This window comes from Pseudomonas sp. TS_SC_3 (assembly GCF_056156225.1).
On sequence record NZ_CM149586.1, the window covers coordinates 1,290,665 to 1,315,928 of the forward strand.

A 25,264-nucleotide genomic window follows, 5' to 3' on the forward strand; every position below is an offset into this window, starting at 1 on the left:
CAGTTCGCCATAACCTTGGCGCGTTATTTCCGGCGATAACTCGCCACTCTGGATAAAGCATCAGCGGAAACCTGCCGATAAACCGGGTTATACGCCGCATGTGGCCTGCGGTTTTATCTTGCACAGTAGCCGCCAACGCCTCTGTTGTAGGCCTTGGCGCTGTTACCTGAGCCCCGATCAGACCTCTGGCGCAAGGGTTGCAATAAAGCGCAGCTAAACTGCCACCAGTCGCTCATGTGCATGCCTGGGCCGCCATCGCGCCGCCACACTGCGCACGATAATAAAAACGGAGTTGTCGCCATGTCCTCTTCTGCCGCTCGCCTGTTCGCCGATCTGTCTGTCGGTAAAAAGCTTATGTGTGGCTTCGGCCTGGTGCTGCTGCTCACGGTGGCCGTTACCGGCAGTGGCTTTTTAGCGGTGCAAGCGGTGTTGGACGGATACGCCAGAACCAGTGGCCTGTCGGCCATCGATGCCCAGGTGTTGCAGGCGCGCCGTGCCGAGCGTGATTTCGCCCTGCGGCAAACCAGCGAAGCCGCCGCCCAGGTGCACGAACAGCTGGACCGGGTCGGTGCCGCTGTCGCTCAGCAACTGAAGGCTGCGCCCAGTGCCGATCAGGCGCGCCTGCAAAGCATGCAGCAGGCCATCGACGACTATCGCCGCCAGTTCGACAGCTTTGTCGAGCAGCAGAACAATGCCCGTGCGGCGCGCACGCAAATGCGTGAGGCTGCCGGCGAAGCGCGTGATCAGTTTGATGTGATCGAGCTGGACATGTACGACGCCGTGCGTGAGTTGCGCCTTGCCGGCGACAAGCTGCGCGGCAGCGACCCGTTGACCCTGGCGGAAACGGCTTCGGGCTTGAGCAAACGCATGCTCGATCTGCGAGGCCACGAGAGCCAGTTCATCATCGATGGTTCGGCCGACGCGCTGGAAGAGTGGACCTATATCAGCGACGACCTGCAAACCGTCGCGCGCAGCCTGATGGTTTGGCTGGATGATGGGCAGAAAGGTGCCATCGAAGCCGCCCTGAAAGCGCTGACCCTGTACCAGCAAGCCTTCACCAATTACCAGCAGGTACGCGGGCAGAGCCAGCAGAGCGAGGCGGCCATGGTGGAGCGTGCTCAGGCCGTGCTGGCCTTGGTGGAGGAGGCCAAAGCCCAAGAAGAACAGGCCATGACCGCGGACAGCCGCCAGGCCATGCTGTTGCTGGGTGCTATGGGCGTTGCGGCGATCATTATTGGCATGCTGGCAGCGCTGATTATTTCCCGCCTGATTGTCGCGCCCTTGCAGCAGACCGTGCTGTTTGCCCAGCGCATTGCTGCGGGCGACCTGACCCACGATTTGCCGCAGGATCGCCGCGACGAACCAGGCCAGTTGATGGCCGCCATGCAAATAATGAGCGTGAGCCTGCGCACCCTGGTCGGGCGCATTGGCGGTGGCGTCAGCCAGATTGCCGCTGCTGCTGAGCAGCTGTCGGCGATTACCGCGCAAACCAGCGCCGGCGTGCAGAACCAGAAGATGGAGACCGAACAGACCGCCACCGCCATGCATGAAATGGCCGCGACGGTGCAGGAGGTGGCGCAGAACGCCGAGCAGGCTTCCTTGGCGGCCTGCATCGCTGATCAGGAAGCGCAGCAAGGCAATCGCGTGGTGCAACAGGCGGTCAGCCAGATCGGCCACCTGGCCACTGAAGTGGAGGCGTCTGCCGAGGCCATTACCGCGCTGAATCAAGAAAGCGCGCGGATTGGTGGCGTGTTGGAGGTGATTCGCAACGTTGCTGAACAGACCAACTTGCTCGCGCTCAACGCCGCCATTGAAGCCGCGCGGGCGGGCGAGCAGGGCCGTGGTTTTGCCGTGGTGGCCGATGAAGTGCGCGCCTTGGCCAAGCGCGCGCAGGATTCCACCGAAGAAATCGAGGGGCTGATTGCCAGCCTGCAACACTTAGCCAAAGGCGCGGTGGAGAAAATGGACAGCAGCCGCACTCTGACCCAGCGCACCGTCACGTTGGCCGGTGAAGCTGGCGCCGCCCTGGGCCGTATCACCCAGGCGGTGAGCACCATCGAGCAGATGAATCAGCAGATCGCCGCCGCTGCGGAAGAGCAGAGCGCGGTGGCGGAAACCATCAGCGAAAGCGTGACGCGGGTGCGCGATATCGGCGAGCAGAGTGCCAGCGCCAGCCAGCAAACTGCAGCCTCCAGTGCCGAGCTGGCGCGCCTGGGCGTTGAGCTGCAGGGGCTGGTGGCGCAGTTTCGCAGCTGATCAGCGCGCTGTTACTGCACGCTGCTGGCCAATGGCGGCTTACGCAATTCATTGGCCCAAGCCAGAAGCGGTACTTGCACATCCGGCTGCCAGGTACGTGCCCACAGCAGTTGTAGGCGTGTCAGGTCGCCGCGCTCTGCTGCAAGACGCTGGATGTTGTCATGTACCCGCCACTGGCCGTTTTCGCGCGCGGCAAAGGCAAAGCGGAACGGGTGAAAGCCGGTCATACCCAGGCGTATGTCAGTGACCACCAGCTCGTCGCCCAATTGGTCGTAACGCAGTACGCCGTTGGTGAACCAGGCTAGGCGCGCGTGTGCCGACGAGTCGGCGAGCGCCGCGGCCAGGTGCGTGCCTCGCGGGATGCGCTCCAGCGTCGGCGGCGCATCGTCGAACCAGCTGACCAGGGTTTCATGGTAGTCCTCGCCATCCAGCACGATCACTCGCCACAGCAGGCTATTGAAGGGCGTTGGCGTGCTGAACAATTGCTGCGCGTCGATGCCTTGGCGGGCCAGCTCGGTTTCAACCCGTTGTTCGGCCATGTGCTTACCGCCCAGAGTAAACGCCAGGTACAGGCTCGACAGCAGCAGGGCCACGGCGGGTGCCTTGGCCGCCCGGTCACGTAGGCCGAAAAACATACCCAAGGCCACCGCCACAAGCAGCGGCAGGCTGTACAGCGGGTCAATGATAAAAATGCTCGACCAGGCCGTGGGCGTCGGCATGAATGGCCAGAACAACTGCGTGCCGTAACTGGTGAAGGCGTCTAGCAACGGGTGGGTCATCAGCACCAGCCAGACGGTTAGAAACAAGCGCTGCGCCGAGTAACCAGGGTTGTGCCTGAACCGTCGGGTCAGCCAGGTGAGCAGGAATGCCACACCGGTAAGTACAAACAGCGAATGGCTGAAGCCACGGTGGAAGGTCATATCAGCCACGGCGTCGCCGTAATCAATCGCCACATCCAAGTCCGGCAGGGTGCCGAGTATGGCGCCGTACAGCAGCGCCTTGCGTCCTTGCCAGCGACCGAGCAGGGCGCCTTGAATGCTGGCGCCCAGTACGGCTTGGGTTATTGAGTCCATTGCGATCAGTCTCGGGCTTAACAAACGGCTAAGTTAACCGAGCCGCAGGCCGCTGGCTGCGGCTAATGTTCAAGCAAAGATTTCAATTGGCGCAGCCCGTTGGCCTGTGTGCAACGGGCCTGCAAGCGCCGGATACAGCGCTTACAGGTACTTCTTACAGCTTGAAGAAGCTCACTTTGTTGGTCAGACGATTGGCCAAGGTGGCCAGTTCGCGACTGGAAGCGGCGACCTGCTCGGAGCCGGCAGAGGTTTCCAGGGTGGCGCTGTGGATGCGGTTGATGTTCTGGTTAACCTCTTCGGCCACCGCGCTCTGTTCTTCCGAGGCGCTGGCGATCTGCGCGTTCATTTCGTTGATGGCGGTGACTTCGCTGCGGATCTTGTTCAGCGCTGTTTCGGCCTGGCCGGTTTGCTCGACCGTTTGTTGGGCCAGCTGGCGACTGTTACGCATCACCTCGGCGGCTTTGCCGGCACCTTCCTGCAGTTTGCCGATCATGCCGCGAATTTCCCGGGTGGAGTCTTGGGTGCGTGTTGCCAGTGAGCGCACCTCATCGGCCACCACGGCAAAGCCACGGCCATGCTCGCCAGCCCGCGCGGCCTCAATGGCGGCGTTGAGCGCGAGCAGGTTGGTTTGTTCGGCGATGGCGGTAATAACCTCGATGATTTTCTCGATGCTCTCGCTGTCCGTAGACACCTGTTGCACGCTTTCAGCCGCGCTCTCCAAGGTGCGTGCCAGGTTCTGAATAGCGCTGGCGGTGGCGCTGACGACGTGGTTACCGGTGGCCACTTCATTGTCAGCAGTGCGGGTGGCAGATGCAGCGCTGGCGGCATAGTTGGCCACTTCATTGACGGTGGCCGCCATCTGGTTAATCGCGGTGGCCATTTGCTCAGCTTCGCTGGACTGCAGGCGGATTTGCTGGTTGTTGCTGTCAGAGGTGGTCAGCAGCTGCTCGGAGGCCAAGGTCAGCTCGCTGGCGGCACTGCGCACTTGGGCAATGGTTTCGGCCAGGTGTTTGACCATGTTCTTCAGGTCAGCCATGACGCTGTTCGGGTAGCGCGTTTCAATGTGCTGGTTAAGCTCGCCATTGGCCAGGCGCTGAATCACCTGGGCAACTTCGTAGGGCTCGGCACCAAAAGTGGATTTCAGCTTGTTGATGATAAGCAGCGACACCCCAATGCTCAGCAGCACAGCGGCGGCAGTTACCAGCAGAATCAGCAGACGGAAACCGCCCGCTACGTCACGCACCTCGCCAAGATCACGGCTGATGACCTCTTCCTGGTGGTCGATAAACGCGTTGATACGCTTGAGCCATTCGCCATAAGCCGGCGAGGTCTGTGCCATCAGCAGGGCTTTAGCAGCATCCGTATCGCCTGTACGGCGAAGGCTGATCAGCTGCTCGGTCAAGGTCAGGGTACTGCGTTCAATTGCCTGGATATCATCTAGCAAACGTTGCTCGGTGGCGGTTGCCGCCTGTTCATCCAGCAAACTGTTCATGGACTTAGCCGACGCCTGGTAAAAGTCCCTGAGCCGTTGAATATTTGCCAGTTGCAGGTCTAAGGCGGGGGCGTTGTCGACCAGCACGGCATCACGGATGGCGATGGCACGGTCATGCACGCTGCCACGGAAGTTGATTGCATAGCGCTGTTTAAGCGCTGCGCCTTCACTCACCGCCGTAAGGGTTTGATCGATAAAGCCCACGCGCATCACACCAATGAGCGTAATCAGCACCATCAGCGACAGAATGAGCCCAAATCCAAGGCTCAGGCGTTGTGCGATGCTCAGTTGTGATTGCATGAGATCAATTCCTCTTGCCCTGTTGGGCGGCGACAGCGTGTTGCGATTAGAAAACGAGGGCTACGCGAGCGAGTCGGGTTAGCTTGTGCAAATCTTATACACTGTTTTAGTTTTGTACAATTATGTTTTAGGGCCGACTCCGGTTCGTCGTCGCTTTTAAGTCGCACAACCAACACCCGGGCAGGCGTTCCGTAACCCTGTAATTTCGGCTGTTGGCTGTTTGTGGGTGATGGAATGGAGCGCTTGGGTGAGGGGCACGAGGCACAACGCCACCTGTACAGCGGTTGTACAAGTTGCGCGGCGGCTGAGGCTGGAGCACTGCAGCCCTTCAAACGGGCGGCGGGTGGGGTTAGAAGGAGTTGAGGATGCGTCCGAGCACGATCATGCCTTCTTCACTCTGCGCATCCCAAGGGTGGCCGTAGTTGAGGCGGGCACAATTGCCAAAGCGCCGCGCGGCCGAAAAGATAGGCCCCGGTGCCAGGCTGATGCCTTGGGCCAGCGCCAGTTGGAACAGGCGCAGCGCATCGACCTGTTCAGGGAATTCAAACCAGAGAAAGTAGCCACCACTGGGGCGGGTGACCTTGGTGCTGGCCGGGAAGTGCCGCGCGGCCGAAGCCAGCATCGACGCCTGTTGTGCTTCCAGAGCATGACGGAGTTTGCGCAGGTGGCGATCATAACCACCGTGTTGCAGGTAATCGGCCAATGCGGCTTGCGCAGGGACGGAGGGCGAAATGGTGGTCATCAGTTTCAGCCGACTGATCTGTTCGGCATAGCGCCCGCCCGCCACCCAGCCGACCCGATAGCCAGGCGCCAGGCACTTGGAGAACGAGCCGCAGTGCATCACCAAACCGTCACGGTCAAAACTCTTTACCGGTTTTGGCGGTTGGCTGCCGTAATACAGCTCGGCATATACGTCGTCCTCAATCAATGGCACCTGATGGCGCTGCAGTAACTGATACAGCGCCTCTTTCTTGCTGTCGCTCATGCTTGCGCCGAGCGGGTTTTGCAGGCTGCTCATAAACCAGCAGGCTTTGATCGGCAGGCCGTCTAGGCGCTCGGCCAGCAGGTCGAGATCAATACCTTCACGCGGGTGGACCGGGATTTCCACGGCCTTGAGTTTCAGGCGTTCCAGCACCTGCAGCGTGGCGTAGAAGGCCGGGGCTTCGATGGCTACCAGATCGCCCGGCTGAGTTACGCATTGCAGGCACAGATTGAGTGCCTCCATGGCGCCGCTGGTAATCACCAGCTCTTCCAGGGGCAGCATCACGCCGCTGACCATATAACGCAGGGCAATCTGCCGGCGCAGGTTGGGGTTGCCTTCGGTCATATCGGCGATCACTGCCTGCGGCTGCATATCGCGCACGCTGTGCGCCATGGAGCGGGCCAGGCGCGGCAAGGGAAACAGCTGCGGGCTGGGGAACGCCGAGCCAAACGGCACCGTGTCGGGGTTTTTTAATGAAGCCAGCACGGAAAACACCAGCTCGCTGACATCCACGTCAGTGGTTTGCGTCGGCTGCTGGCTGGTCTCCGGCTCGGCCAGTGAATGCTGCGCCAGCTCGCGCACAAAATAGCCGGAGCGCGCGCGTGCCTGAATCAGGCCACGGTCTTCCAGCAGGTAATAAGCCTGGAACACCGTGGACGGGCTGACCCCGTAGGTGCGGCTGGCGTGACGCACCGAAGGCACACGCTCACCTGGGGCGAGCACTCCGGTGCGAATCAGTTCGGCAATCTGGTCGGCGAATTTCTCGTAGCGTTTCATCGTGTCCATCGGTGCGGCCAGGAGATGACCGCACTTTACGGGGACTTGCGGGGCCATGCGACTGTCAGCGCCCGTGCGGCGAGAGAAAAATGCTCTGCGTTTGCGCCTGCTCGCTGGTATCGGCCAGGTTATGAATCACAAAGCTCACCGGCATCGTGCTGGTGTTGGCCGTTTCACTCTCCAGCACCAGGGTTACCGGCACATCGAGAATTTCCCCTGGGTTTAACTGCAGCTGCGGCGGGGCATCCAGGCGCAGGCCGGGGCTGTCGATCAACGTCAGGCCATAGCGCTGCGGCTGCTGGGTTTTGTTAATGACCTTGAGCAGGTAGGTGTTCTCAATCTGCCCCAGCTGGTTCTCGCGGAACATGCTGCGGTCTTTGGCCGAATCAATGGACAGCATCGAGCGCGCGCTCAAGGCCCAGGCAAAGGCGGCGAACATCAGCACCAGCGCGATGCCATAGCCAATTAACCGAGGCCGTAGCCAGTGGGTTTTGCCGCCTTGCAGTTCTCGTTCGGAGTGATAGCCGACCAGGCCTTTGGCGTAGCCCATTTTGTCCATCACCGCGTCGCAGGCATCAATACAGGCGCCGCAGCTGATGCAGTCAATCTGCAGGCCATCACGGATGTCGATCCCGGTGGGGCACACCTGCACGCACATAGTGCAGTCTATGCAATCGCCCAGGCCCTCGGCCTTGTGGTCGCTATCCTTCTTGCGTGGGCCTCGGCCTTCACCGCGCTTGGCGTCGTAGGCGACCAGCAGGGTGTCATCGTCAAACATCGCACTTTGAAAGCGCGAATACGGGCACATGTGCACGCAGACTTTTTCGCGCAGCCAGCCGGCATTAAGGTAGGTGGCGGCCATAAAAAACAGCACCCACACCAGCGTGCCGCCATCCAGTTGCAGGTGCAGCAGGTCGCGGGTTAATTCGCGGATTGGGGTGAAATAGCCAATAAAAGTCAGCGCCGTCAGCAGGCTAACGCCGAGCCAGATCGTGTGCTTGGCGCTGCGCCGCGCCAGCTTGTTCAGTGACCAGGGCGCAGCATCGAGCTTGATGCGCTGATTGCGCTCGCCCTCGGTGACCTTCTCGGCCCACATAAAGACCCAGGTCCACACACTTTGTGGGCAGGTGTAACCGCACCACACCCGTCCGGCCACCACGGTGATGGTGAACAGGCCAAAGGCGGCAATGATCAGCAGCGCCGAGAGCAGGGTGAAATCCTGCGGCCAGAAGGTTGCGCCGAAGATGTAGTAACGGTGTTCAGCCAGGTTCCACAGCACGGCTTGGCGACCGTCCCAATCGAGCCAGGCCGTGCCAAAGAAAATCAGAAACAGCAGGCCTGCACCGTACAGGCGCAGGTTACGAAAACGGCCGCTGAAGCTGCGGGTGTGAATCGGGCCACCCGCTTGCGCAGGGGTTAGGCGGATGGGGCTGCGCGGGTCGATGGTATCGATAATCTGCGCGGGGATACGTTCGCTCATTACGGGCCTCGTCGGGCTTTATCAGGCGATACGAATGATGCCGGCGAGACTGATCCGATAACAGACTCAGGTTTTCCAATAAAAAGCGGATCAGATAGTCAGGGCAGTGGTAATGGCGGCGAGTCATTGTCAGAACTTTGGGGGCAACGCGGATACTGGCTATGAACCTGTGCTGCCTCAATCGTTACGCTACTGATATAAGTCTGTCGCTTTGAAACATCAGGCTGGAGACACAAAGCTATTGTGGCTATGGCAAGCACCAGCACTAGTGTTAAATAGCCATACCAAACATCTAGGGAGTACTGAGGGATCCCAGCAAACGTGTGGTTTTGCTAGCCCTTTGTATTTCTCCGCTATTGCGATTTTTCTATATACGCGGCGCCTATGACCACCACCGTTATTCTTGGCATGCTCTGCGTGCACCTACTCTGCTTTTGCGTGATGTTCCTGCTGATCAGCACCCGGCTGAATGGCAAGAAGATGGGCATGGAGGTTTTGGCGCTCGGTAATCTTCTGCTTGGGCTCGCTTATATTCTTCAATTGTTCGGCGGCCCCTCGAGTTGGGGCTTCATGAGTGTCGTCAACCATACGCTGACCCTCAGCGCTCCTGTTGCGTATGTCTTGGGCGCCATGCGCTTTTTTGATCGGACAACTCCGGTTTTGCGTCCACTGCTCGTTTTGGCTCTTATCTACTCGGTGGTGCAGGTACTGGTGCAATTATTGCTCGGGGACGCGGCCCGTCATGCATTATTGGCAGCCATGTGCGCATTGCTTTTTTTGGGCATGACAGTGGCAGTGCTTTATGGCAGGCGAAGTTTTGCCAGGGACCTGAGCGTTGAAATGATCGTGTTTGCCGTGCTGATCGGCGGCATCTGCATCCTCAATGCCGCGAAGTTTGTGTTGATTGTCGATGGCGGAATGGCGGCGCTCGATATGAGCAGCAGTTTCCAGAAGGTCTTTTATATCTACATGTCCTTCCTGGCGACCGTACTACCACCTTGCGCGGTTTGGTTGGTGCTGCGCCGTCTTACGGATGAACTGCGTACCTTGGCCGCACATGACCCGCTCACCAGGCTGCTGAACCGACGTGGGCTGATGGATGCAATGGACGCGCACTTCCGCTCACGCACTGCCGGGCCTGCGTACCTGCTGATCGTCGACATCGACCACTTCAAACTTATTAATGATACCCATGGTCACAATGTCGGCGATCTTGTCCTTTGCCACGTTGCCGAAGTCCTCAAGGCCACCGCCCGGCAGGGCGATCTAGTCTGCAGGCTGGGCGGTGAGGAATTCGTGATTATCGCTCTGGATACTGGCAGTGTTGGCGCCGCGCAACTTGCAGAACGGACACGGGCGGCAATTGAATACAGCGAAGTACCTGGCTCCAGCAACAGCCAGTTAATCCGTTGCACAGCAACCATTGGAGTCTCGGATCATTTCACCAGCGCGCAGACGTTTGGCGAGTTTTTACAGCAGGCAGATGCCGCGCTATACCGAGGCAAGACGGCAGGGCGCAACCGGGTTGAGTTGGCGTATGCGCAGAGGGGGGAGCAGGCCATACACGACCTGTAGAGTGGTTTGAATTTAAATCCATGCCATCTAGTGACTGGCAGACCAGACTACTGACTCATTGTTTTCCAGTTGCTCGTTCCACACGTTGTAAGGCATTGATTGTTTCATCCAGCGTATCTCCCAGGCTTTTGAATCTATTGCGATTCTGCGAATTTGTTTGAGCGCCAAGGCGCCATCAATATGTGTCGCATTCGCGTGTTAGAACGTCAGCACAAGCCTTGTGCTGGCTTCCACAACAACAATTCTCCAGCGAAACCCGAACAGCCTGTTTTAGTAACAGTTGGAGAATTCGTATGAACACCTGGTTTGCCAACCTAAGCGTTACCCGCAAGCTGGCCCTTGGCTTCGGCCTGGTGCTGGCCCTGACGCTCGCCCTCGCATGGGGCGCCTGGACGGGCCTGGGCAGCGTGATCCAGCGCAGCGCCTGGATGAGCGAGATCACTCAGCTCAACACCACGCTGACCAATCTGCGCATTGCCCGTTTGCAATTTATGCTGGCCAAGGGCGATGCCCCCAGCAGCGAGCGTGTACTGAATAATCTCGCGGCCTATTTGCAGCAGCAACAAAAGCTGCTTGGCAGCTTTACCAACCCGGTCAACGTCGAATTGCTGCAGGAGCAGGACGGCTATAACCAGGCGTATCAGCGTTCGCTGGCCGGCATGCGTGTTGCCTATGCTGCTGCCGACGCCGCACGGCGCGAAGTGGCGGACGAGACGCAGCAGCTCAGCGAGCTGTTGGGCACCATGCAGCGCAGCGTTGAGTCGTTGCCCGAGGACGATGGCGACCGTTTCGCCCAGTTGCAGGCGCTGACGCGCACTGAAGCTGAACTGCTGCGCCTGCGTTATTTGCTTGAGCGCTACGACAGCGCCCCTGATGCACAGCGTGAGCAGGCATTGGTGGCCGGCATTGCCGCAGCCAACGCCAGCTTAGAGCCTCTGCAGCAGGCTTTTGGCTTCGCTCAGCAGGATGCGCTGCGCCGTATTGCCGGCGCACTGGGCCAATACCAGGAGACGCTGCAGGCGTTCAAGCTCGCCACCGCCGACATCGCCCGTACGCGCCAAGAAATGACTGCGCAACAGGGTGAAATTGTGCGTATCAGCGACACGCTGTATCAGTTCCAAATTGATCGCATGGCCATCGAGAGCGAGCAAGCACGCAACCTGCAGATCGGCACCACCTTGTTGGCGATGCTCTTCGGCGTACTGGCTGCCTGGATCATCACCCGGCAGATCACCCGCCCGTTGCAGGACACCCTGTATGCGGTGCAGCGCATTGCCGAAGGCGACCTGACCGCCAGCGTGCAGGTCGACCGGCGCGATGAAATGGGCCAATTGCAGCAGGGCATCCAGCATATGGCCACGACTTTGCGTGAGCTGATTGGCGGCATCCGCGATGGCGTAGGCCAGATTGCCAGTGCCGCCGAGGAGCTGTCTGCCGTGACCGAGCATACCCGCGCGGGGGCCAACAGCCAAAAAAGTGAGACTGACCAAGTGGCCACCGCCATGCATGAAATGTCGGCCACCGTGCAGGAAGTGGCGCGCAACGCCGAACAAGCTTCGCAGGCTGCCAACGAGGCGGACGGTCAGGCACGCCTGGGTGATCAGGTGGTGGGCGAGGTGATCGCGCAGATCGAGCGTTTGGCCACCGAGGTCAGCCGTTCCAGCGAGGCCATGAACGGCCTGCAGCAGGAGAGCAACAAGATCGGCAGTGTGATGGACGTGATCAAGGCGGTAGCCGAGCAGACCAACCTGCTGGCGCTCAATGCGGCTATTGAGGCGGCGCGCGCTGGTGAGGCTGGACGTGGTTTTGCCGTGGTCGCCGACGAAGTGCGCGGTCTGGCTCAGCGCACGCAGAAGTCCACTGAGGAAATCGAAGCGCTGATCGCTGGCCTGCAGAACGGCACCAAACAGGTGGCTGCAGCGATGCGCAGCAGTTGCAGCCTCACCGATAGCAGCGTTGAGTTGACGCGCAAGGCCGGCAACTCGCTGGGCAACATTACCCAGGCGGTGTCCAGCATCCAGTCGATGAACCAGCAAATTGCGGCAGCCGCCGAAGAGCAAAGTGCTGTGGCCGAGGAAATCAGCCGCAGTATCCTCAGCGTGCGCGACATTTCTGAGCAAACCGCTACGGCCAGTAACGAGACCGCGGCCTCCAGTGCAGAGTTGGCGCGCTTGGGCAGTCAGTTGCAGGCGCTGGTCAGTCGTTTCCGCGTGTAGGCGCTAGCCATGCCGAGCCGCCCCAGCACTCTGGGGCGGCTCGGTAGTTAGTGGCTATCGCCGCGCTCAGCCTTCTGCCGTGGCCAACTGTTGCAGAATGCGCGTGTAGTTCTCGACACCCTGCGCACCGGTGACGAGGTGGCGATGGTTGAAGACCACAGCGGGTACGCCACTGATGCCCTGCGCGATCCAGGTTTTTTCGGCCGCGCGCACGGCGCTGGCAAAACGCTGGTCAGCCAATATGGCCAGCGCTTCGTCGCGGTCCAGGCCAATTTCGGCCGCGATATCTGCCAGCACGCTGTGGTCGGAAAGGTTACGACGATGGCTGAAATGAGCGATAAACAACGCCTGTTTTAAATCGTGCATGCGCCCTTGTAGGTTGGCCCAATGCAAGAGCTGATGAACATTGAAGGTGTTGTGCATGCGCATATCGTCGGCAAAGTCGAAGGTAAAACCTACGTCTTTGCCGGCTTGGGTCATGTGCAGGCGGTTCTGCTGCGATTGCGCCGGGGTCGCGCCATATTTCTCGGCGATATGCTCGCGCAGGTTCTGGCCCTCGGCGGGCATATCCGGGTTCAGTTCAAATGGATGCCACTGGATTTCATAGGCGCTGCCGCTGGCTTCCAACGCCTGTGCCAGCTGACGGTAACCGATGATGCACCACGGGCACATCACATCAGAGACGATGTCGATGTGCAGTGTGTTTGCAGTAGGGGTGGCCATCGTTGATTCCTTTGGTTGCATTCAATGAAGTGAGCCGTGCCCAGGCTTTGGCGCTCCAGCCGGCGGGTGTCCGCGTTTCACGCAAATAACCCTGCGCACGTTAATTGTGCCTGGGTGTGCGCAACACGGTAGCCCGGATAGCCACTGCTGGAAATGCCGCCTGTTGTCTTTATCAGATGGGCAAGGTTGATTATTCAGCGAGTGCTGCGATTGCCACCTGTGTGCAGTTGAATTGCTCGCCACCGTGCTGCGCAGTGAAAACAATCACCTGGCTGTGGCCCTCGCGGGTTCGCGAAGAAGGCATCTGATCCGTATTTTTCTGCTGAATCTGCGGCTGTTTCGGTATCAGGGCCGTGGGCATAGTGTTGCCCTCCCGATATCAGCTGAGGCCGCCGATGTACCAATACGATGAATACGACCAGGCGCTGGTGCGCGAACGGGTGGCGCAGTTTCGTGATCAGGTTGAGCGGCGTATCCGGGGTGAGTTGAGCGAAGAAGAGTTTCTGCCGCTGCGCCTGCAAAATGGCCTGTACATGCAAAAGCATGCCTACATGCTGCGGGTGGCCATTCCCTACGGCACGCTGGCCGCGCGGCAAATGCGCGCCTTGGCGCATATTGCGCGGCACTATGATCGCGGCTACGGGCATTTCACCACCCGGCAGAATATCCAGTTCAACTGGATCGAGCTGGCGCAGGTGCCAGATATCCTTGAGCACCTGGCGGCTGTAGAGATGCATGCAATCCAGACCTCGGGCAACTGCGTGCGCAATATCACCACCGAGGCCTTCGCCGGTGTTGCGGCCGATGAGTTACTCGACCCGCGCCCGCTGGCGGAAATTCTGCGCCAGTGGTCAACCATTAACCCGGAATTTCTCTACCTGCCGCGCAAGTTCAAGATCGCTCTGTGCGCCGCCGAGGAAGACCGCGCGGCGGTAATGATGCATGACATCGGCCTGTACCTGTACCGCGACGAGGCCGGCGAATTGCTGCTGCGAGTCATGGTCGGCGGTGGCCTGGGACGTACGCCGATTCTCAGCCAGCAGATTCGTGAGGCGCTGCCCTGGCAGCATTTGCTGTCCTACGTCGAGGCGGTGCTGCGCGTGTACAACCGCCATGGCCGGCGTGACAACAAGTACAAGGCGCGCATCAAGATTCTGGTCAAAGCCCTGGGCATCGAGGCGTTCGCCCGTGAGGTTGAAGCCGAGTGGCAGCACATCAAAGACGGCCCAGCTGAATTAACTCGAGAGGAATACCAGCGGGTGGCCGATGCGTTCATCGCACCGCCGTACCAGTCACTGCCTGAGGTTGACCTGGGCTTTGGCACCGCCTTAGCGCAGGACGCCGAATTTGCCCGCTGGGTGTCACGCAATACCCTGGCGCACAAGGTGCCGGGGTATACCGCTGTGGTGCTGTCGACCAAACCGGGCATCAGTGCACCACCGGGTGATGTCACCGCCGAGCAGATGGAGGTGCTGGCTGACCTGGCCGAGCGTTTTGGTTTTGCTGAGCTGCGCATTGCTCACGAGCAAAACGTGGTGCTACCCGATATCCGCAAGGCGGATCTGTATGCGCTGTGGCAGGCCGCAGCTGAGGTGGGCCTGGCGACGTCGAACATCGGCTTGCTGACGGACGTGATTGCTTGCCCCGGTGGCGATTTTTGCGCCCTGGCCAATGCCAAATCGATCCCCATTGCTCAGGCGATTCAGCAGCGCTTCGATGACCTGGATTACCTGCATGACCTGGGCGATATCAGCCTGAATATCTCCGGTTGCATAAATGCCTGTGGCCATCACCACATTGGCAATATCGGCATTCTTGGCGTCGATAAGAACGGCAGTGAGTGGTATCAGGTGACCATCGGCGGGGCGCAGGGCAAGGCCAGTGCCTTGGGTAAAGTGATTGGCCCGGCGTTCAGTGCGGCGCAGATTCCGGAGGTGATTGATGGGCTGGTGCGCACCTTCACCGACTACCGCGAGGCTGACGAGCGTTTTGTCGATACCGTGCAGCGCATCGGTCTGGAGCCGTTCAAGGAGCAGGTCTACCGCAAACAGCAGGAGCGCGCATGAAGAACCTCATCAGGTTGATTGACGGCACGCCCCGCATCGTCGCGGACGACCCGTGGCAGCTGCCCGGTGACAACCTCGCGCTGCACCGCCACGAGCCGTTAATCCTCTCGTTGAGCGCCTGGTTGGAGCGACAAGACGAGGCCGTTTTGCAGGGCGAAACCTTGAGCGTCGATGGCATCTGCCTGTCGCCGGACGACGAGGTGGAAAACGTGCAACCTTATCTGCCAGTCCTGCCGCTGATTGCCATCGACTTTCCCAGCTTTCGCGATGGCCGTGGCTACAGCCAGGCTTACTTGCTACGCACGCGGCTTGGCTGGCAGGGCCAGTTGCGCGCGGTCGGCGATGTGTTGCGTGACCAGCTTAGCCACATGCGCCAGTGCGGCTTTGATGCATTTGCGGTGCGTGAGGACAAGTCCGTCGAGGATGCCCTCAAGGGATTGCCTGGCGTGAGTGTGGTATATGGGCGTTCAGCGATTGAGCCACGGCCACTGTTTCGCCGTCGTACTTAAGGAGTGTTCTCATGGTGTTGAAAGGATTGACCTGGTTGGTCCTCCTGCAAATTGTTGGCAGCCTCGTCAGTGAGTTGCTGCTACCCATGCTGCCGGGCAGCGTGATCGGTTTGCTGCTGCTGTTTGGCTATCTGCTGCTACGCGGTGAGGTCAGTGAGCCGGTGGGCCAAGCCTCTAGCATCCTACTGCAGTATCTGCCGCTGCTGTTTGTTGTGCCCGCCGCCGGGATCATGCTGGCCAGCGATGAACTGCTTGCCGACCTGCCGGCCATCATGGCGGCGCTCTGCCTGTCGCTGCTGGTCACGGTGCCGTTGTGCGGTTGGATGATGCAACGTTTGGCCATTCGCGTTGAGCAGAACGTGGAGGACGGCCATGAGTGAGTGGTCGTGGATGACCGTGAGTCAACTGGTGGTTGACCACCCTCTATTTCCCGTGGGGCTGACCCTGCTGGCATTCCAGTTTGCTCTGTGGCTGTACCGGCGCAGTGGCTGGCTGGTGCTGCAACCGGTGATGGTTTCCATGTTGCTGGTGGTGGGCACGCTGCTGGCGTGTGGCATGGATTACGCCACCTACCGTGAAGGCGCCGCCCCCATCGCCTTCCTGCTTGGCCCGGTGACCATCGCCCTGGCTGTACCGCTGTACAACAACATCAAACGCATTCGCCAGTTGGCCTGGCCGGTGCTGCTGACCGTGCTGGTGGGCGGTACGGTGACGGTTATGCTGACGCTGTTAATCGCTCATGCCATGGGCGCACAACTGCCGGTGCTGGCCAGCCTCTCCGGCAAGTCGGTGACCATGCCCATCGCCATGCTGGCGGCGGAACAGCTCGGCGGTTTGGCATCGCTCGCGGCGGTCTTCGTTATGCTGACTGGGGTTATCGGCACGGCACTGGGGCCTTGGCTGTTGGGCCTGTTCAATGTCACTCACCCGGCTGCGCGCGGCTTGAGCTATGGCATTAACGCGCACGCAATCGGCACGGCGCGGGCGCTGGAAGAAGGTTCGGAATGTGGCGCATTTGCCGCCCTGGGTATGAGCCTGCTGGGCGTGATTAGCGCGGTCCTGCTGCCGTTGCTGATGGGCTGGGTGTTGGCCAGCCTGTGATGGGGCGATCCGGAGGGCAGGCGGGAGCAAGACTCCCGCGCTGTCTTCTGTTGTACTCGGGTTGATCTAAAGCCGTGAATCGCTGCCACGACCGGCGCTCAGCAAATACCTAAACAAGCCACTTACCGCCCGCAAGTACTGTTTAGGATGGCTGCGCCGGCTCAGACACCTGTACCCGGTTGCGGCCCGTGTTTTTGGCGCGGTAAAGGGCTTTATCCACCCGCTCAATAAAGTCTGCCAACGCTTCGTCCGGCTGCAACTCACCCAAGCCGATCGAGGTGGTAATCGGCCCAACGTCTTCGTGCTGTAGGCCTTCGACCGTCTGCCGGCAACGTTCTGCCAGGCGCAGCCCCTGATCCAGGTCGCAGCCGCCAAAAATAAGCAGAAACTCCTCGCCGCCCCAGCGTATGACCGTGTCGTTCGCCCGCAGTGTGGCAATCATACTGCCCGAAACCGACTTGAGCACGGCATCGCCCGTGGCGTGCCCCAAGCGGTCGTTGACCTGTTTGAAGTGGTCAATATCGGCGAGCGCGATCGACATGGGCAGTTTGCTTTCGCGGTATTGCATGTAGGCATTTTCGAGTGCCAGTTCTCCGGCGTCTCGGGTTATGGCCCCCGTTAAGCCATCAATGCGCGCCATTTCTCGGAACATCTGTTCTTCCAGTACGCGGGTCGTCAGGTCGCGGAAAATGCTTACGTAATGGGTGACGTTATCTGTCTCATCGGTCAGTGGCGTGATGGTTTCGTCGCAGTAGATCAGCTCATTGTTCTTGCTGCGGTTAACAAACGTACCTTTGTAGGAGCGGCCTTGTTTCAAGGTATCCCACATGTCTTTATAGAACGCAGTGTCCTGCTTGCCTGACGCGAGCATGCTCGGGTTACGACCCAGTGCTTCGGTGATGCCGTAGCCGGTGATCTGCTCAAAGCCTTTGTTCACAAACTCGATGGTTCCATGGCTGTCAGTGATGACCACGCCATCATCCGTGGCGTTAAGAACGCGAGCGAGGAGCTGAGTCGTTTTCTGGGCAGCCATCAGGTTGCTGATGTCATGTTGTATGGAGATGAAATGGGTAATCTCTCCGGTTGGATTACGCACGGGGGAGATATTCCATTCGACAGAGTACGGCCGCCCATCTTTGCGGTAGTTAACCGTCCACCCCTGAAAATAAGTGCCTTCTTGCAGGCACTGGCGCAGCCGCTCAATCACCGCACGATCGGTTTCCGGGCCCTGAAGTATCCGCGGGTTTTGCCCCAGTAATTCTTCTGCGCTGTAGCCGGTCATGCGCAGAAACGCCTGATTGGCGAAAACGATGCGGTGGCCTTGGCCGTCAGCGTTGGCGTCTGTCATTAAAACAGCGTTGTACGACTGCTCAAGAGCAAAGGTAATCAGGCTCGGGTCGATGTGGCTAGCAATCGCATTCATGATGGGAAAAAACTCCATGCGAGTGGGGGGCTCGACGATGACTGAGGGTTAACGCTGATAGGGTAGGCCGTCGCAATCTGTGCCTGCACGGCTGATTCCCCGCTCAGCGTTAGCGCCATAATTTGCCGCAGCACCACGGCGCTTTAACAGCGCCCCTGTGGTCAGCGGAATTCAAATAACTCGGTGTGCAGGTTGGCGGCTGGAATCTGGTTGGCAGCCATCATTTCAGCGACTTTGGCCAGTAATCCCTTAGGGCCGCAAAAACTCACATGAACCTTGTGGGGCTCAGTTTGGGTGACCGCCTGGCGCAGTGTGTCAGCCAGCAACTCAAGGCCGCCGCTGTTAGCGACAAACGCCACGCCTCGCTGTTGCGCCATGGCCTGCATTGTCTCGAGAGGCGGAAAAGCGCGCGAGGGGTTGAAGCAATAAACCAAGGTCGCCTTATCGAAGTCCTTAGCATCCGGGTCTTGCAGCCAGGAAATAAAGGGTGAAATACCGACACCGGCGCCGATCCATACCTCACGTTCGGCCTGAGCGGGGCGTTTGAAGCGGCCATAAGGCGCGTATAAATCTGCGTGCATGCCCACCTGGGCGCACTCGCAAAGCTTTTTGGTGTAATCCCCCAGCCCGCGAATCACAAACTCAATCTGCCCGTTGGCTGTATTGGCACTGGCAATCGTGAAAGGGTGCGGCTCGCGCAGGCCTTTTTGCTGCATCGCCAGAAACGCAAACTGCCCGGCTTTAAAATCAAACTTCTTGTGCAGCGGTTCCAGCGTCAAGTGCAGCGCACCTTTGTCGCGGGCAACTGCCACCACGCGATATTCGCCCGCCCGCGCTACAAACGGGTACAGCACCAGTTTGTATAAGGCTGCGACAACACCGGCTGCGCAGAATACCCCCAGCCAAATACCCGAAGGACTGTTCAAGGTGATCGGGGATTTAAAGCTCAGCCAGTGCAAGATAACGATTAGAAATAACGGGCCGGAAAGTTTGTGCCACCAGCGCCACTGGCTATAAGGGATATTGCGGTTCAACGCGAGCAGGACGATTAAACCCAATGCGATGAAACTCAGCTGGCGTACCAGACGCGTCCAGTATTTGGGCAGCTCGACAATAGCGACGCTGTTCCACTCATCCAGGTTGGCCTTAAACACAAAGTGATACGAGGCAAATACCAGTGCCCACACGCCTAACCATTTATGCGTTTCATAGACCCGGTCCAGGCCACCAAACGCGCTTTCTACAACGCTCCAGCGGCTGGCCAGCAGGCAAGAGGCGGCCATATAAACCAGCGCTGTAGTGCCGAGAATCAGGCTGAGGCTCGCTGAGGTCAACCAAGTATGGGGCGGTATTTCAAGCAGCAGCGTTAATGTTGTGATGAGCAAAAGACCGACGATGCACTGCCACGTTTTCAATCTGAACGCTCCCCTATCTACCCAGCGTGAATACGCTTTCAGACAGTCCACCTGTAAATGACTTGGGCCTGCCGCCGCGCTGTAGTTTACCGAATAACACCAATGGTCTGGGCCACAACAATATGGCCACGGTAGAAGCAAGCAACGCTTATCCATAAAACCAGTGGATGCCACGCGCTGATAGTGCCCGGCCGGGGGAATGCCCCGTGCAGATGCGGGGGCATTTTAAATCATTGCCAATGAGTGATTTTTCGCTTGACCTTGCCACGGCGGCAAGGATGAAAGTGAATCATCACCCACTGCTCTCAAAGGAGCGCGCAATGACCACCTTCGAAGTAAAAGACATGACCTGCGGCCACTGCATAAAAGCCATTACCCACGCGGTGCAGGCGTTGGACCCGGCCGCCCAAGTGCAAATCGACCTGCCATCGCACTGGGCGCACATTGAATCTGTAAGCAGTGACGCTGACCTGAGCCAGGCCATTGTGAGTGCGGGCTACTCCCCGGTGGCGGTCAGTGCGGCAGCGACACCTTCCGCGCCGATCAAAAAAGCCAAGAGCGGCTGCTGCTGCCATTAAGCGGCGCTGACTGTACGTCCCGTTTCAATGGAGATAGCCATGAACACTAAGCAATTGATCGCCACACTGGTATTCGCATTAGCGGCCAGCGCCCATGCAGCCACCCCCGAGGCAGCCAGTGAGCACTCGGCTCATCACCCGGCTGAGGCGGCGTCCGCCTCACAGCCGGATGCCGCCACGCTTGAGCAGCACACCCAAGCGATGCAGGACTTGCATGAAAAGATGATGGCAGCCAAGACCGCGCAAGAACGTGCGGCCTTGAAGCAAGAAGGCATGGCGTCGATGCAGAATGGCATGGCCATGATGGGGCAAATGCGTAAAGGAATGGGGGCCGGCATGGGTAGCCACATGGGCGGCACGTCCACCGCCACATCGATGGACTGCGCTCACATGGACAGTCACCTGCGCATGATGGACGCGATGATGCAGCTGATGATGGACCTGCAGGCTCCTACTAACCAGTAGGGGCGCTACACAGCACTAAGCCTGGGCTGGAAGTGCGCGCTGTGCTGCCGGTGACGTCGCACAATCGCAACCATTTGGCGTAGGCAAGCCTGAGCGGCATCGCGTTGGCCCAACGGTGTTTATGCCGCAACAGTATTGGCCCTCACGGTTACGCGCCGTTATTGCTGTCGCTGCTGGCGTGCTCACCGTGCTCGGCATGGCTGTCGGCAACAGCCGCTTCGGCTTGCTGTTTAGCGGCCTGATAGGCTTGCAACGACACCTGGCGGGCCTGTTCCATGCGCGCCAGGGTGCGTTCGGCACCACCTTCGGCCATGGCTAAACCGGAAACACTCAGGGCGGCGACTACCAACAGGGTCTTGATTGATTTCATTGCACTCATTCTCATCGTGTAAGGCGGCCCCTGATCAAAACAGGGGGCGAGCGTTAGGCTCGACGCCACGTTAACCAACACACCCTGTCAGTAAGCTGAAGCCAGGATTACATTTGCGTAACCTGCGCTGCTGGCGTCATTTACGCGCGGCTGGTAGACGGGCCCTTGGTCACACCTCGCTTGGCTCTGCGTGAGTCTGCCGCGCATGCCTAATATCAGTGGCAGAGCGTTCGCGTTATCCTCAACGCCCCTTTCTGTGTTGAAGCCTGCTCATGCTGGTTATTTCCAACAGCGTTCATCTGCCAGATGACGAAATTGAGCTGACGGCCATCCGCGCTCAGGGTGCAGGCGGGCAGAACGTCAATAAAGTCTCCAGCGCGATGCACCTACGTTTCGACAGCCAGGCTTCGTCTCTGCCGCCGTTTTGCAAAGAGCGGCTGCTGGCGCTGCGCGACAATCGCATCACCGCCGAAGGTGTCGTGATCATCAAGGCCCAGCAATACCGCACGCAGGAGCAGAACCGCGCGGATGCGCTTGAGCGCCTGGCCGAGCTGATTCGCAGCGCCGGTAAAACCGAGAAAACCCGCCGCCCCACCAAACCAACCCTGGGTTCAAAGAAGCGCCGCCTGGAAGGCAAAACCAAACGCGGCGCGATTAAGGCGGGCAGGGGCAAAGTGGATTTCTGAGGGCTGCGTCAGCCAATCGCGCGACACAGGCCCAACTTCCCCTGCCAATGTTGGTGGGCTCGCTAGCCGACCAGGCCGAGAACACGGTCCAGTTGCTCCTGCGGGTCGCTGACAGCGGCAAGGAACTCATCGCCCCAGCGGCGGATGTCGTTGTAGTTGACGATATCGAACAGCTCACGCAGGCGCGCTTGAGCCTCGGCCTTGGGCATATTCAGCGCCACGTAACAGGTTTGCGTCATATCCATGGGGTCGTGCGGGTTGGTCAGCAGAGCACCTTTGAGCTCGGCGGCGGCGCCGGCAAATTCTGAGAGCACCAGCACGCCACGCCCATCCAGCAAGCCCTGAGCGGCGACGAATTCCTTGGCCACCAAGTTAAGGCCGTCGCGCAATGGGGTAATCCACATCACGTCGGCCATGGCGTACCAGGCGCTGACTTCCTCGAACGGCAGGCTGCGAAAGAAGAACTGCAGCGGCGTCCAGCCGATGCGGGCGAAGCGGCCGTTGATACGGCCCACGGCCTGCTCGATCTGCCCTTGCAGCTCGTCATAGATGGTCATTTCCTTGGCGGCCGGCACGCACACGGTGACCAAGGTGACTTTGCCCAGTAGCTCGGGGTTTTCTTCCAGCAAGCGCTCGTAGGCGTTGAGCTTTTCCAGAATGCCTTTGGTGTAGTCGAGGCGTTCCACCGAGAGAATCAGTTTGACCCCAGCAAGCTCAGCCCGCAGACGTTCCATCATTTGCCTGATCTTCGGTGCGGCCAGGGCGCTGCGCACCCGCTCGATATCCAGGCCCACCGGGTGGGCGCCGAGTTTGACCACGCGGTTGCCGGTGTCCACGGCGGTGGTCATGCGCTCCAGGCCCACGGCGCAGCCATAGGTGATAAAGCGTGGCGCGCAGTTCTGCCGGCTGACGGTTTGCAGCGGCATCACGCCGCGCGCGGCATCGACGAAGTTCTCCACCTGGCGCGGGATATGAAAGCCGATGTAGTCGCACTGCAGCAGGCTGCCGATGATCTGCCGGCGCCATGGCAGTACGTTGAACACATCCGCCGAGGGGAAGTAGGTGTGGTGGAAGAAGGCGATGCGCAGGTCCGGGCGCAGCTCGCGCAGGTAGCCGGGGACCATCCACAGGTTGTAATCGTGCAGCCAGACTGTGGCGCCCTCAGCAGCTTCCAGGGCGGTGCGTTCGGCAAAGGCGCGGTTGACCTTGAGGAATACCTGCCAGTCGTCCTCACGGAACTGCGCGCGCTCCCAGAAGGTATGCAGGGTCGGCCAGAAGGCTTCCTTGGAGAAGCGCTTGTAGAAAATGTCGACTTCTTCCTTGCTCAGCGCCACCCGTGCGGCGGTCAGCTTTGGGTAGCGTTCGGCATCTACTGTGGTGTGGCTGTCGAAGGTTTCGCCGCTGTTTTCGTCATGCTCGGCCCAGGCTACCCAGGAGCCGGCGCGACCATCGCCAAAGAAGCTCAACAGGGTCGGAATAATGCCATTGGGTGAAGTCGGGCGGCGGCGTTGCAGCTTGCCATCGGCGCCACGGTATTCTTCATAGGGCAGGCGGTGGTAGACCATCACCAGATCGGCCTTGCCCGGGTCGGCGACTTGCTTGCCTTCGGCGGCGATGCCCTGTTTGCCGAGAAAGCCAAAATGCACAAAGGCCTCAAGAATGCCGCCGCAACCGGCGCGCTCGGCGTGGAATACCCGCGAGTACTGCCGCGTGGCCTGCAGCAGGCCCGGCTCGGACGCGCCGACGCACACGCCCTTGAACTGGCCGCTGAGCATGCTCAGATCATTCAGGGTGTCGCCGGCGGTCAGCACCTGGTCGTTGTCCAGTTCCAGCCAGTCGATCAACGCTTGCAGGCTGCTGCCCTTATTGACGCCCTTGGGCAGAAAATCCAGGTAGCGCTCGGCCGAGTAGAGCAGGTCGCAGCCCAAACTTTCTGCGACTTCCAGCAGGGCCGGGTTGGCCGCCTGCTCCGGGCCGCAGAAGTAGGAGCAGCGGCGCACCTGCGGCACGTCCTGGCGCTCCAGGGCAAAGCGTTCGATGGCGCTGGCAACCTGGCTGTCGCCGGGCCAGAGGGCGTCCACCGCGCTTTGCAGCGGCTGAATCGGCTGCAAGGTGTCGCCATGCACCAGGCTGGCGCCAACGTCGGAGATGATGAAATCCGGTTGCGGCAGGGTCGGGTCTGCCAGCAGTGGCAGCACCGACTCCAGGCTGCGGCCGGTGACGTAGGCCAGACGGATTTCCGGATGAGCGGCGATGGTCTGATAGAGGCTCAGGCGATCCTTGGGATCGCCGCCGAGAAAGGTTCCATCGAGATCGGTGGCAAGTAACATGCGCTGTCTTCCTGTCCAGTTAAGTGGGTGCAGTGACGCGCCGACAAAGGCCGACGAGCTATGGACGATTGCGCCACGGGGCGTTCGTCTCTTGGTTTACCCCGGCGTCTGCAGTGCCGGGTTGGGCGGGTCCTCATTTGAGTCAGTTTGGTCTGGGTCGTCTGTTGGCGGTGCGTCGGGCATCAGCTCGAGCACCGTGTGGCTGGTTCGCAGCATGGGCATAAAGTGCCCGGCTGGTTCGCTGACCAGGTCGCTGACATGGCGCAGGCGGTACAGCGTGTAAGCCGCGAGCAGGCCGAGCGTGGCGGCGAAATACAGCGGTAGCGCCTGAGCGCCGAGGTGCTGCATCAGCAGGCCGGCGAGCAGCGGGCCGCACACCGAGCCAATGCCATTGACCATCAGCAGGCTGCTGGAACCGGCGAGGATTTCATCGCTGTGTAATTGGTCGATCAACTGCGCCACGGCAATCGGGTAGATGGCAAAGGCCAGGCCGCCCCAGATAAACATCAGCCCAAGCAGCAGGCGACCGGCCGGCAACAGGCTCATCAGCACGGCGACCACTACGGCCAGCGCGACCACCCAGAACAGCACCAGGCGGCGGTCGTGTTTATCCGAGTAGATACCAATCGGCCATTGCAGCAACGCGCCGCCGAGAATCGTGCTGCTCATCAGCAAACCCACGCCGGTGGCATCGAAGCCGTTCAGGCTGGCGTATACCGGCGCCATGCCCCAGAACGCGCCGAGGGCCAGGCCGGATAAGCCAGCGGCGGCCAGCGCCAGCGGGGCGATACCGGCGATCTGCCGCAGGTTGGTGTGCAAGGTGTCCGGCACGCTGGGTTGGATCTGCCGGGTGAGGGTAATGGGCATCAAGGCCGCGCTGATCAGCATGGCGGCCAGCACGAACAACACGAAGTCGCTCGCCGAGGCCAGATTGAGCAGCTGCTGCGCAGCGGCCAGTGCGCCGAGGTTGACCGCCATGTATACGGCAAACACCTGGCCGCGTTTGTCGTTGGGCACCTGCGCGTTAAGCCAGCTCTCGATCACCATATACAGGCTGACCAGCGCCAGGCCATAGAGCACGCGCAGGCCCAGCCAGACCCACGGGTCGATAATCAGCACATGCAGCAGGGCGGTTATGGCAGCGAGGGCGGCGCAAAAGGCAAACGCACGGATATGCCCAACGCGGCGGACCAGCGGAATCGCCAGCCACGTGCCAAGGAGAAAACCGACAAAATACCCGGACATAATCAGGCCGAGCATCGAGGTGGAGTAGCCTTCGGCGACGCCACGCAGGGTCAGTAGGGTGTTGAGCAGACCATTGCCGAGGAGGAGTAAAGCAACCCCACCGAGCAACGAGCTGATAGGGGCAATCAGGGACCACATGGCGACCTACCCTAGGGAACTATGCCGCTGAGTGCAAGCATGAAGGGTGCCAGTGCTTAGCCGG

At 60.0% G+C, this 25,264-nt stretch carries 20 protein-coding genes and 3 pseudogenes; 12 read left to right on the top strand and 11 right to left on the bottom strand.

Features of this window, described 5'->3' with window-relative positions; all coding sequences use genetic code 11:
- Nucleotides 1-1,239: 1,239 nt before the first annotated feature.
- Nucleotides 1,240-1,398: pseudogene (locus AC0J6G_RS06315) on the top strand (HAMP domain-containing protein); the annotation flags it as partial.
- Nucleotides 1,399-1,542: 144 nt separating this feature from the next.
- Complete coding sequence (locus AC0J6G_RS06320; RefSeq protein ID WP_475253623.1) at nucleotides 1,543-2,256, top strand: methyl-accepting chemotaxis protein; 714 nt, start codon at nucleotides 1,543-1,545, stop codon at nucleotides 2,254-2,256.
- 11 nt (nucleotides 2,257-2,267) lie between these two features.
- On the opposite strand, the gene AC0J6G_RS06325 is transcribed toward AC0J6G_RS06320, so the two are convergent.
- From AC0J6G_RS06325 to ccoG, 5 genes and pseudogenes are all read right to left on the bottom strand, one after another.
- The gene (locus AC0J6G_RS06325; protein WP_475252302.1) at nucleotides 2,268-3,329 is read right to left on the bottom strand and encodes a metal-dependent hydrolase; all 1,062 of its coding nucleotides are present in this window, start codon (nucleotides 3,327-3,329) and stop codon (nucleotides 2,268-2,270) included.
- 154 nt (nucleotides 3,330-3,483) lie between these two features.
- Nucleotides 3,484-4,365: a methyl-accepting chemotaxis protein gene (locus tag AC0J6G_RS06330; RefSeq protein ID WP_475253625.1), complete on the bottom strand. Its 882-nt coding sequence runs from the start codon at nucleotides 4,363-4,365 to the stop codon at nucleotides 3,484-3,486.
- A 240-nt stretch (nucleotides 4,366-4,605) separates the two neighbouring features.
- Nucleotides 4,606-5,121, bottom strand: a pseudogene (locus AC0J6G_RS06335) (MCP four helix bundle domain-containing protein); the annotation flags it as partial.
- Nucleotides 5,122-5,470: 349 nt separating this feature from the next.
- On the bottom strand, nucleotides 5,471-6,880 hold the full coding sequence (gene mapR, locus AC0J6G_RS06340; RefSeq protein ID WP_475252304.1) for a GntR family transcriptional regulator MpaR: 1,410 nt from the start codon (nucleotides 6,878-6,880) through the stop codon (nucleotides 5,471-5,473).
- A 64-nt stretch (nucleotides 6,881-6,944) separates the two neighbouring features.
- Nucleotides 6,945-8,360, bottom strand: a complete 1,416-nt coding sequence (gene ccoG, locus AC0J6G_RS06345) for a cytochrome c oxidase accessory protein CcoG (RefSeq protein ID WP_475252306.1) — start codon at nucleotides 8,358-8,360, stop codon at nucleotides 6,945-6,947.
- Between the two features lie 384 nt (nucleotides 8,361-8,744).
- Here ccoG and AC0J6G_RS06350 point away from each other — a divergent pair, with 384 nt between their 5' ends.
- The 3 genes and pseudogenes from AC0J6G_RS06350 to AC0J6G_RS06360 all read left to right on the top strand — a co-directional run bounded on the left by AC0J6G_RS06350 (nucleotide 8,745) and on the right by AC0J6G_RS06360 (nucleotide 12,151).
- Complete coding sequence (locus AC0J6G_RS06350) at nucleotides 8,745-9,935, top strand: GGDEF domain-containing protein (RefSeq protein ID WP_475252308.1); 1,191 nt, start codon at nucleotides 8,745-8,747, stop codon at nucleotides 9,933-9,935.
- A 428-nt stretch (nucleotides 9,936-10,363) separates the two neighbouring features.
- Nucleotides 10,364-11,296: pseudogene (locus AC0J6G_RS06355) on the top strand (methyl-accepting chemotaxis protein); the annotation flags it as partial.
- A gap of 141 nt (nucleotides 11,297-11,437) precedes the next feature.
- Nucleotides 11,438-12,151, top strand: coding sequence for a methyl-accepting chemotaxis protein (locus AC0J6G_RS06360; protein WP_475253627.1), 714 nt, complete (start codon nucleotides 11,438-11,440; stop codon nucleotides 12,149-12,151).
- A 66-nt stretch (nucleotides 12,152-12,217) separates the two neighbouring features.
- On the opposite strand, the gene AC0J6G_RS06365 is transcribed toward AC0J6G_RS06360, so the two are convergent.
- Entirely contained in the window at nucleotides 12,218-12,874 is a 657-nt protein-coding gene (locus AC0J6G_RS06365; protein ID WP_475252310.1) for a DsbA family oxidoreductase, read from the bottom strand.
- 395 nt (nucleotides 12,875-13,269) lie between these two features.
- On the opposite strand from AC0J6G_RS06365, the gene AC0J6G_RS06370 reads away from it, so the two are divergent.
- From AC0J6G_RS06370 to AC0J6G_RS06385, 4 genes are read left to right on the top strand one after another with little or no spacing between them, the layout of a single operon-like run.
- Nucleotides 13,270-14,940 carry a nitrite/sulfite reductase gene (locus AC0J6G_RS06370; protein WP_475252312.1) on the top strand — a complete coding sequence of 557 codons (1,671 nt, stop codon included), beginning with the start codon at nucleotides 13,270-13,272 and terminating at the stop codon, nucleotides 14,938-14,940.
- Nucleotides 14,937-15,449: a DUF934 domain-containing protein gene (locus AC0J6G_RS06375; protein ID WP_475252314.1), complete on the top strand. Its 513-nt coding sequence runs from the start codon at nucleotides 14,937-14,939 to the stop codon at nucleotides 15,447-15,449. The genes AC0J6G_RS06370 and AC0J6G_RS06375 overlap by 4 nt, the downstream gene beginning before the upstream one ends.
- Before the next feature lie 11 nt (nucleotides 15,450-15,460).
- Nucleotides 15,461-15,829 (top strand): CidA/LrgA family protein, encoded by a 369-nt coding sequence (locus AC0J6G_RS06380; RefSeq protein WP_475252316.1) that lies wholly within the window; start codon nucleotides 15,461-15,463, stop codon nucleotides 15,827-15,829.
- Nucleotides 15,822-16,550, top strand: a complete 729-nt coding sequence (locus AC0J6G_RS06385; RefSeq protein WP_475252318.1) for an LrgB family protein — start codon at nucleotides 15,822-15,824, stop codon at nucleotides 16,548-16,550. The genes AC0J6G_RS06380 and AC0J6G_RS06385 overlap by 8 nt, the downstream gene beginning before the upstream one ends.
- A 142-nt stretch (nucleotides 16,551-16,692) precedes the next feature.
- Here the strand turns inward: AC0J6G_RS06385 and AC0J6G_RS06390 are convergent, their stop codons facing one another.
- A complete protein-coding gene (locus AC0J6G_RS06390; protein ID WP_475252320.1) occupies nucleotides 16,693-17,973 on the bottom strand; it encodes a sensor domain-containing diguanylate cyclase in 1,281 nt (426 codons plus the stop codon).
- Nucleotides 17,974-18,134: 161 nt separating this feature from the next.
- The gene (locus AC0J6G_RS06395) at nucleotides 18,135-19,388 is read right to left on the bottom strand and encodes a ferredoxin reductase family protein (RefSeq protein WP_475253629.1); all 1,254 of its coding nucleotides are present in this window, start codon (nucleotides 19,386-19,388) and stop codon (nucleotides 18,135-18,137) included.
- Nucleotides 19,389-19,708: 320 nt separating this feature from the next.
- Here AC0J6G_RS06395 and AC0J6G_RS06400 point away from each other — a divergent pair, with 320 nt between their 5' ends.
- Both AC0J6G_RS06400 and AC0J6G_RS06405 read left to right on the top strand, forming a co-directional pair.
- The gene (locus tag AC0J6G_RS06400) at nucleotides 19,709-19,966 is read left to right on the top strand and encodes a heavy-metal-associated domain-containing protein (protein WP_475252322.1); all 258 of its coding nucleotides are present in this window, start codon (nucleotides 19,709-19,711) and stop codon (nucleotides 19,964-19,966) included.
- A gap of 39 nt (nucleotides 19,967-20,005) precedes the next feature.
- The gene (locus AC0J6G_RS06405) at nucleotides 20,006-20,431 is read left to right on the top strand and encodes a hypothetical protein (protein ID WP_475252324.1); all 426 of its coding nucleotides are present in this window, start codon (nucleotides 20,006-20,008) and stop codon (nucleotides 20,429-20,431) included.
- Nucleotides 20,432-20,579: 148 nt separating this feature from the next.
- Here AC0J6G_RS06405 and AC0J6G_RS06410 read toward each other — a convergent pair whose 3' ends face one another.
- Entirely contained in the window at nucleotides 20,580-20,801 is a 222-nt protein-coding gene (locus tag AC0J6G_RS06410) for a co-regulatory protein PtrA N-terminal domain-containing protein (RefSeq protein WP_475252326.1), read from the bottom strand.
- Between the two features lie 272 nt (nucleotides 20,802-21,073).
- Here AC0J6G_RS06410 and arfB point away from each other — a divergent pair, with 272 nt between their 5' ends.
- Nucleotides 21,074-21,487: an alternative ribosome rescue aminoacyl-tRNA hydrolase ArfB gene (arfB, locus tag AC0J6G_RS06415; protein WP_475252328.1), complete on the top strand. Its 414-nt coding sequence runs from the start codon at nucleotides 21,074-21,076 to the stop codon at nucleotides 21,485-21,487.
- 62 nt (nucleotides 21,488-21,549) lie between these two features.
- Here the strand turns inward: arfB and ggpS are convergent, their stop codons facing one another.
- Nucleotides 21,550-23,817, bottom strand: coding sequence for a glucosylglycerol-phosphate synthase (gene ggpS / locus AC0J6G_RS06420; RefSeq protein WP_475252330.1), 2,268 nt, complete (start codon nucleotides 23,815-23,817; stop codon nucleotides 21,550-21,552).
- 96 nt (nucleotides 23,818-23,913) lie between these two features.
- Nucleotides 23,914-25,200: an MFS transporter gene (locus tag AC0J6G_RS06425; protein ID WP_475252332.1), complete on the bottom strand. Its 1,287-nt coding sequence runs from the start codon at nucleotides 25,198-25,200 to the stop codon at nucleotides 23,914-23,916.
- Nucleotides 25,201-25,264: the final 64 nt, after the last annotated feature.

Bases quoted from the DNA above. Each gene is read 5' to 3' on its own strand.
- mapR (WP_475252304.1), bottom strand. From the start codon at position 6,880: ATGAAACGCTACGAGAAATTCGCCGACCAGATTGCCGAACTGATTCGC.
- AC0J6G_RS06385 (WP_475252318.1), top strand. From the start codon at position 15,822: ATGAGTGAGTGGTCGTGGATGACCGTGAGTCAACTGGTGGTTGACCAC.
- AC0J6G_RS06365 (WP_475252310.1), bottom strand. From the start codon at position 12,874: ATGGCCACCCCTACTGCAAACACACTGCACATCGACATCGTCTCTGAT.
- AC0J6G_RS06350 (WP_475252308.1), top strand. From the start codon at position 8,745: ATGACCACCACCGTTATTCTTGGCATGCTCTGCGTGCACCTACTCTGC.
- AC0J6G_RS06375 (WP_475252314.1), top strand. From the start codon at position 14,937: ATGAAGAACCTCATCAGGTTGATTGACGGCACGCCCCGCATCGTCGCG.
- ggpS (WP_475252330.1), bottom strand. From the start codon at position 23,817: ATGTTACTTGCCACCGATCTCGATGGAACCTTTCTCGGCGGCGATCCC.
- AC0J6G_RS06410 (WP_475252326.1), bottom strand. From the start codon at position 20,801: ATGAAATCAATCAAGACCCTGTTGGTAGTCGCCGCCCTGAGTGTTTCC.
- AC0J6G_RS06400 (WP_475252322.1), top strand. From the start codon at position 19,709: ATGACCACCTTCGAAGTAAAAGACATGACCTGCGGCCACTGCATAAAA.
- arfB (WP_475252328.1), top strand. From the start codon at position 21,074: ATGCTGGTTATTTCCAACAGCGTTCATCTGCCAGATGACGAAATTGAG.
- AC0J6G_RS06330 (WP_475253625.1), bottom strand. From the start codon at position 4,365: ATGGCTGACCTGAAGAACATGGTCAAACACCTGGCCGAAACCATTGCC.
- AC0J6G_RS06405 (WP_475252324.1), top strand. From the start codon at position 20,006: ATGAACACTAAGCAATTGATCGCCACACTGGTATTCGCATTAGCGGCC.
- AC0J6G_RS06425 (WP_475252332.1), bottom strand. From the start codon at position 25,200: ATGTGGTCCCTGATTGCCCCTATCAGCTCGTTGCTCGGTGGGGTTGCT.
- AC0J6G_RS06390 (WP_475252320.1), bottom strand. From the start codon at position 17,973: ATGAATGCGATTGCTAGCCACATCGACCCGAGCCTGATTACCTTTGCT.
- AC0J6G_RS06380 (WP_475252316.1), top strand. From the start codon at position 15,461: ATGGTGTTGAAAGGATTGACCTGGTTGGTCCTCCTGCAAATTGTTGGC.
- AC0J6G_RS06370 (WP_475252312.1), top strand. From the start codon at position 13,270: ATGTACCAATACGATGAATACGACCAGGCGCTGGTGCGCGAACGGGTG.
- AC0J6G_RS06360 (WP_475253627.1), top strand. From the start codon at position 11,438: ATGCATGAAATGTCGGCCACCGTGCAGGAAGTGGCGCGCAACGCCGAA.
- AC0J6G_RS06325 (WP_475252302.1), bottom strand. From the start codon at position 3,329: ATGGACTCAATAACCCAAGCCGTACTGGGCGCCAGCATTCAAGGCGCC.
- AC0J6G_RS06320 (WP_475253623.1), top strand. From the start codon at position 1,543: ATGCATGAAATGGCCGCGACGGTGCAGGAGGTGGCGCAGAACGCCGAG.
- ccoG (WP_475252306.1), bottom strand. From the start codon at position 8,360: ATGAGCGAACGTATCCCCGCGCAGATTATCGATACCATCGACCCGCGC.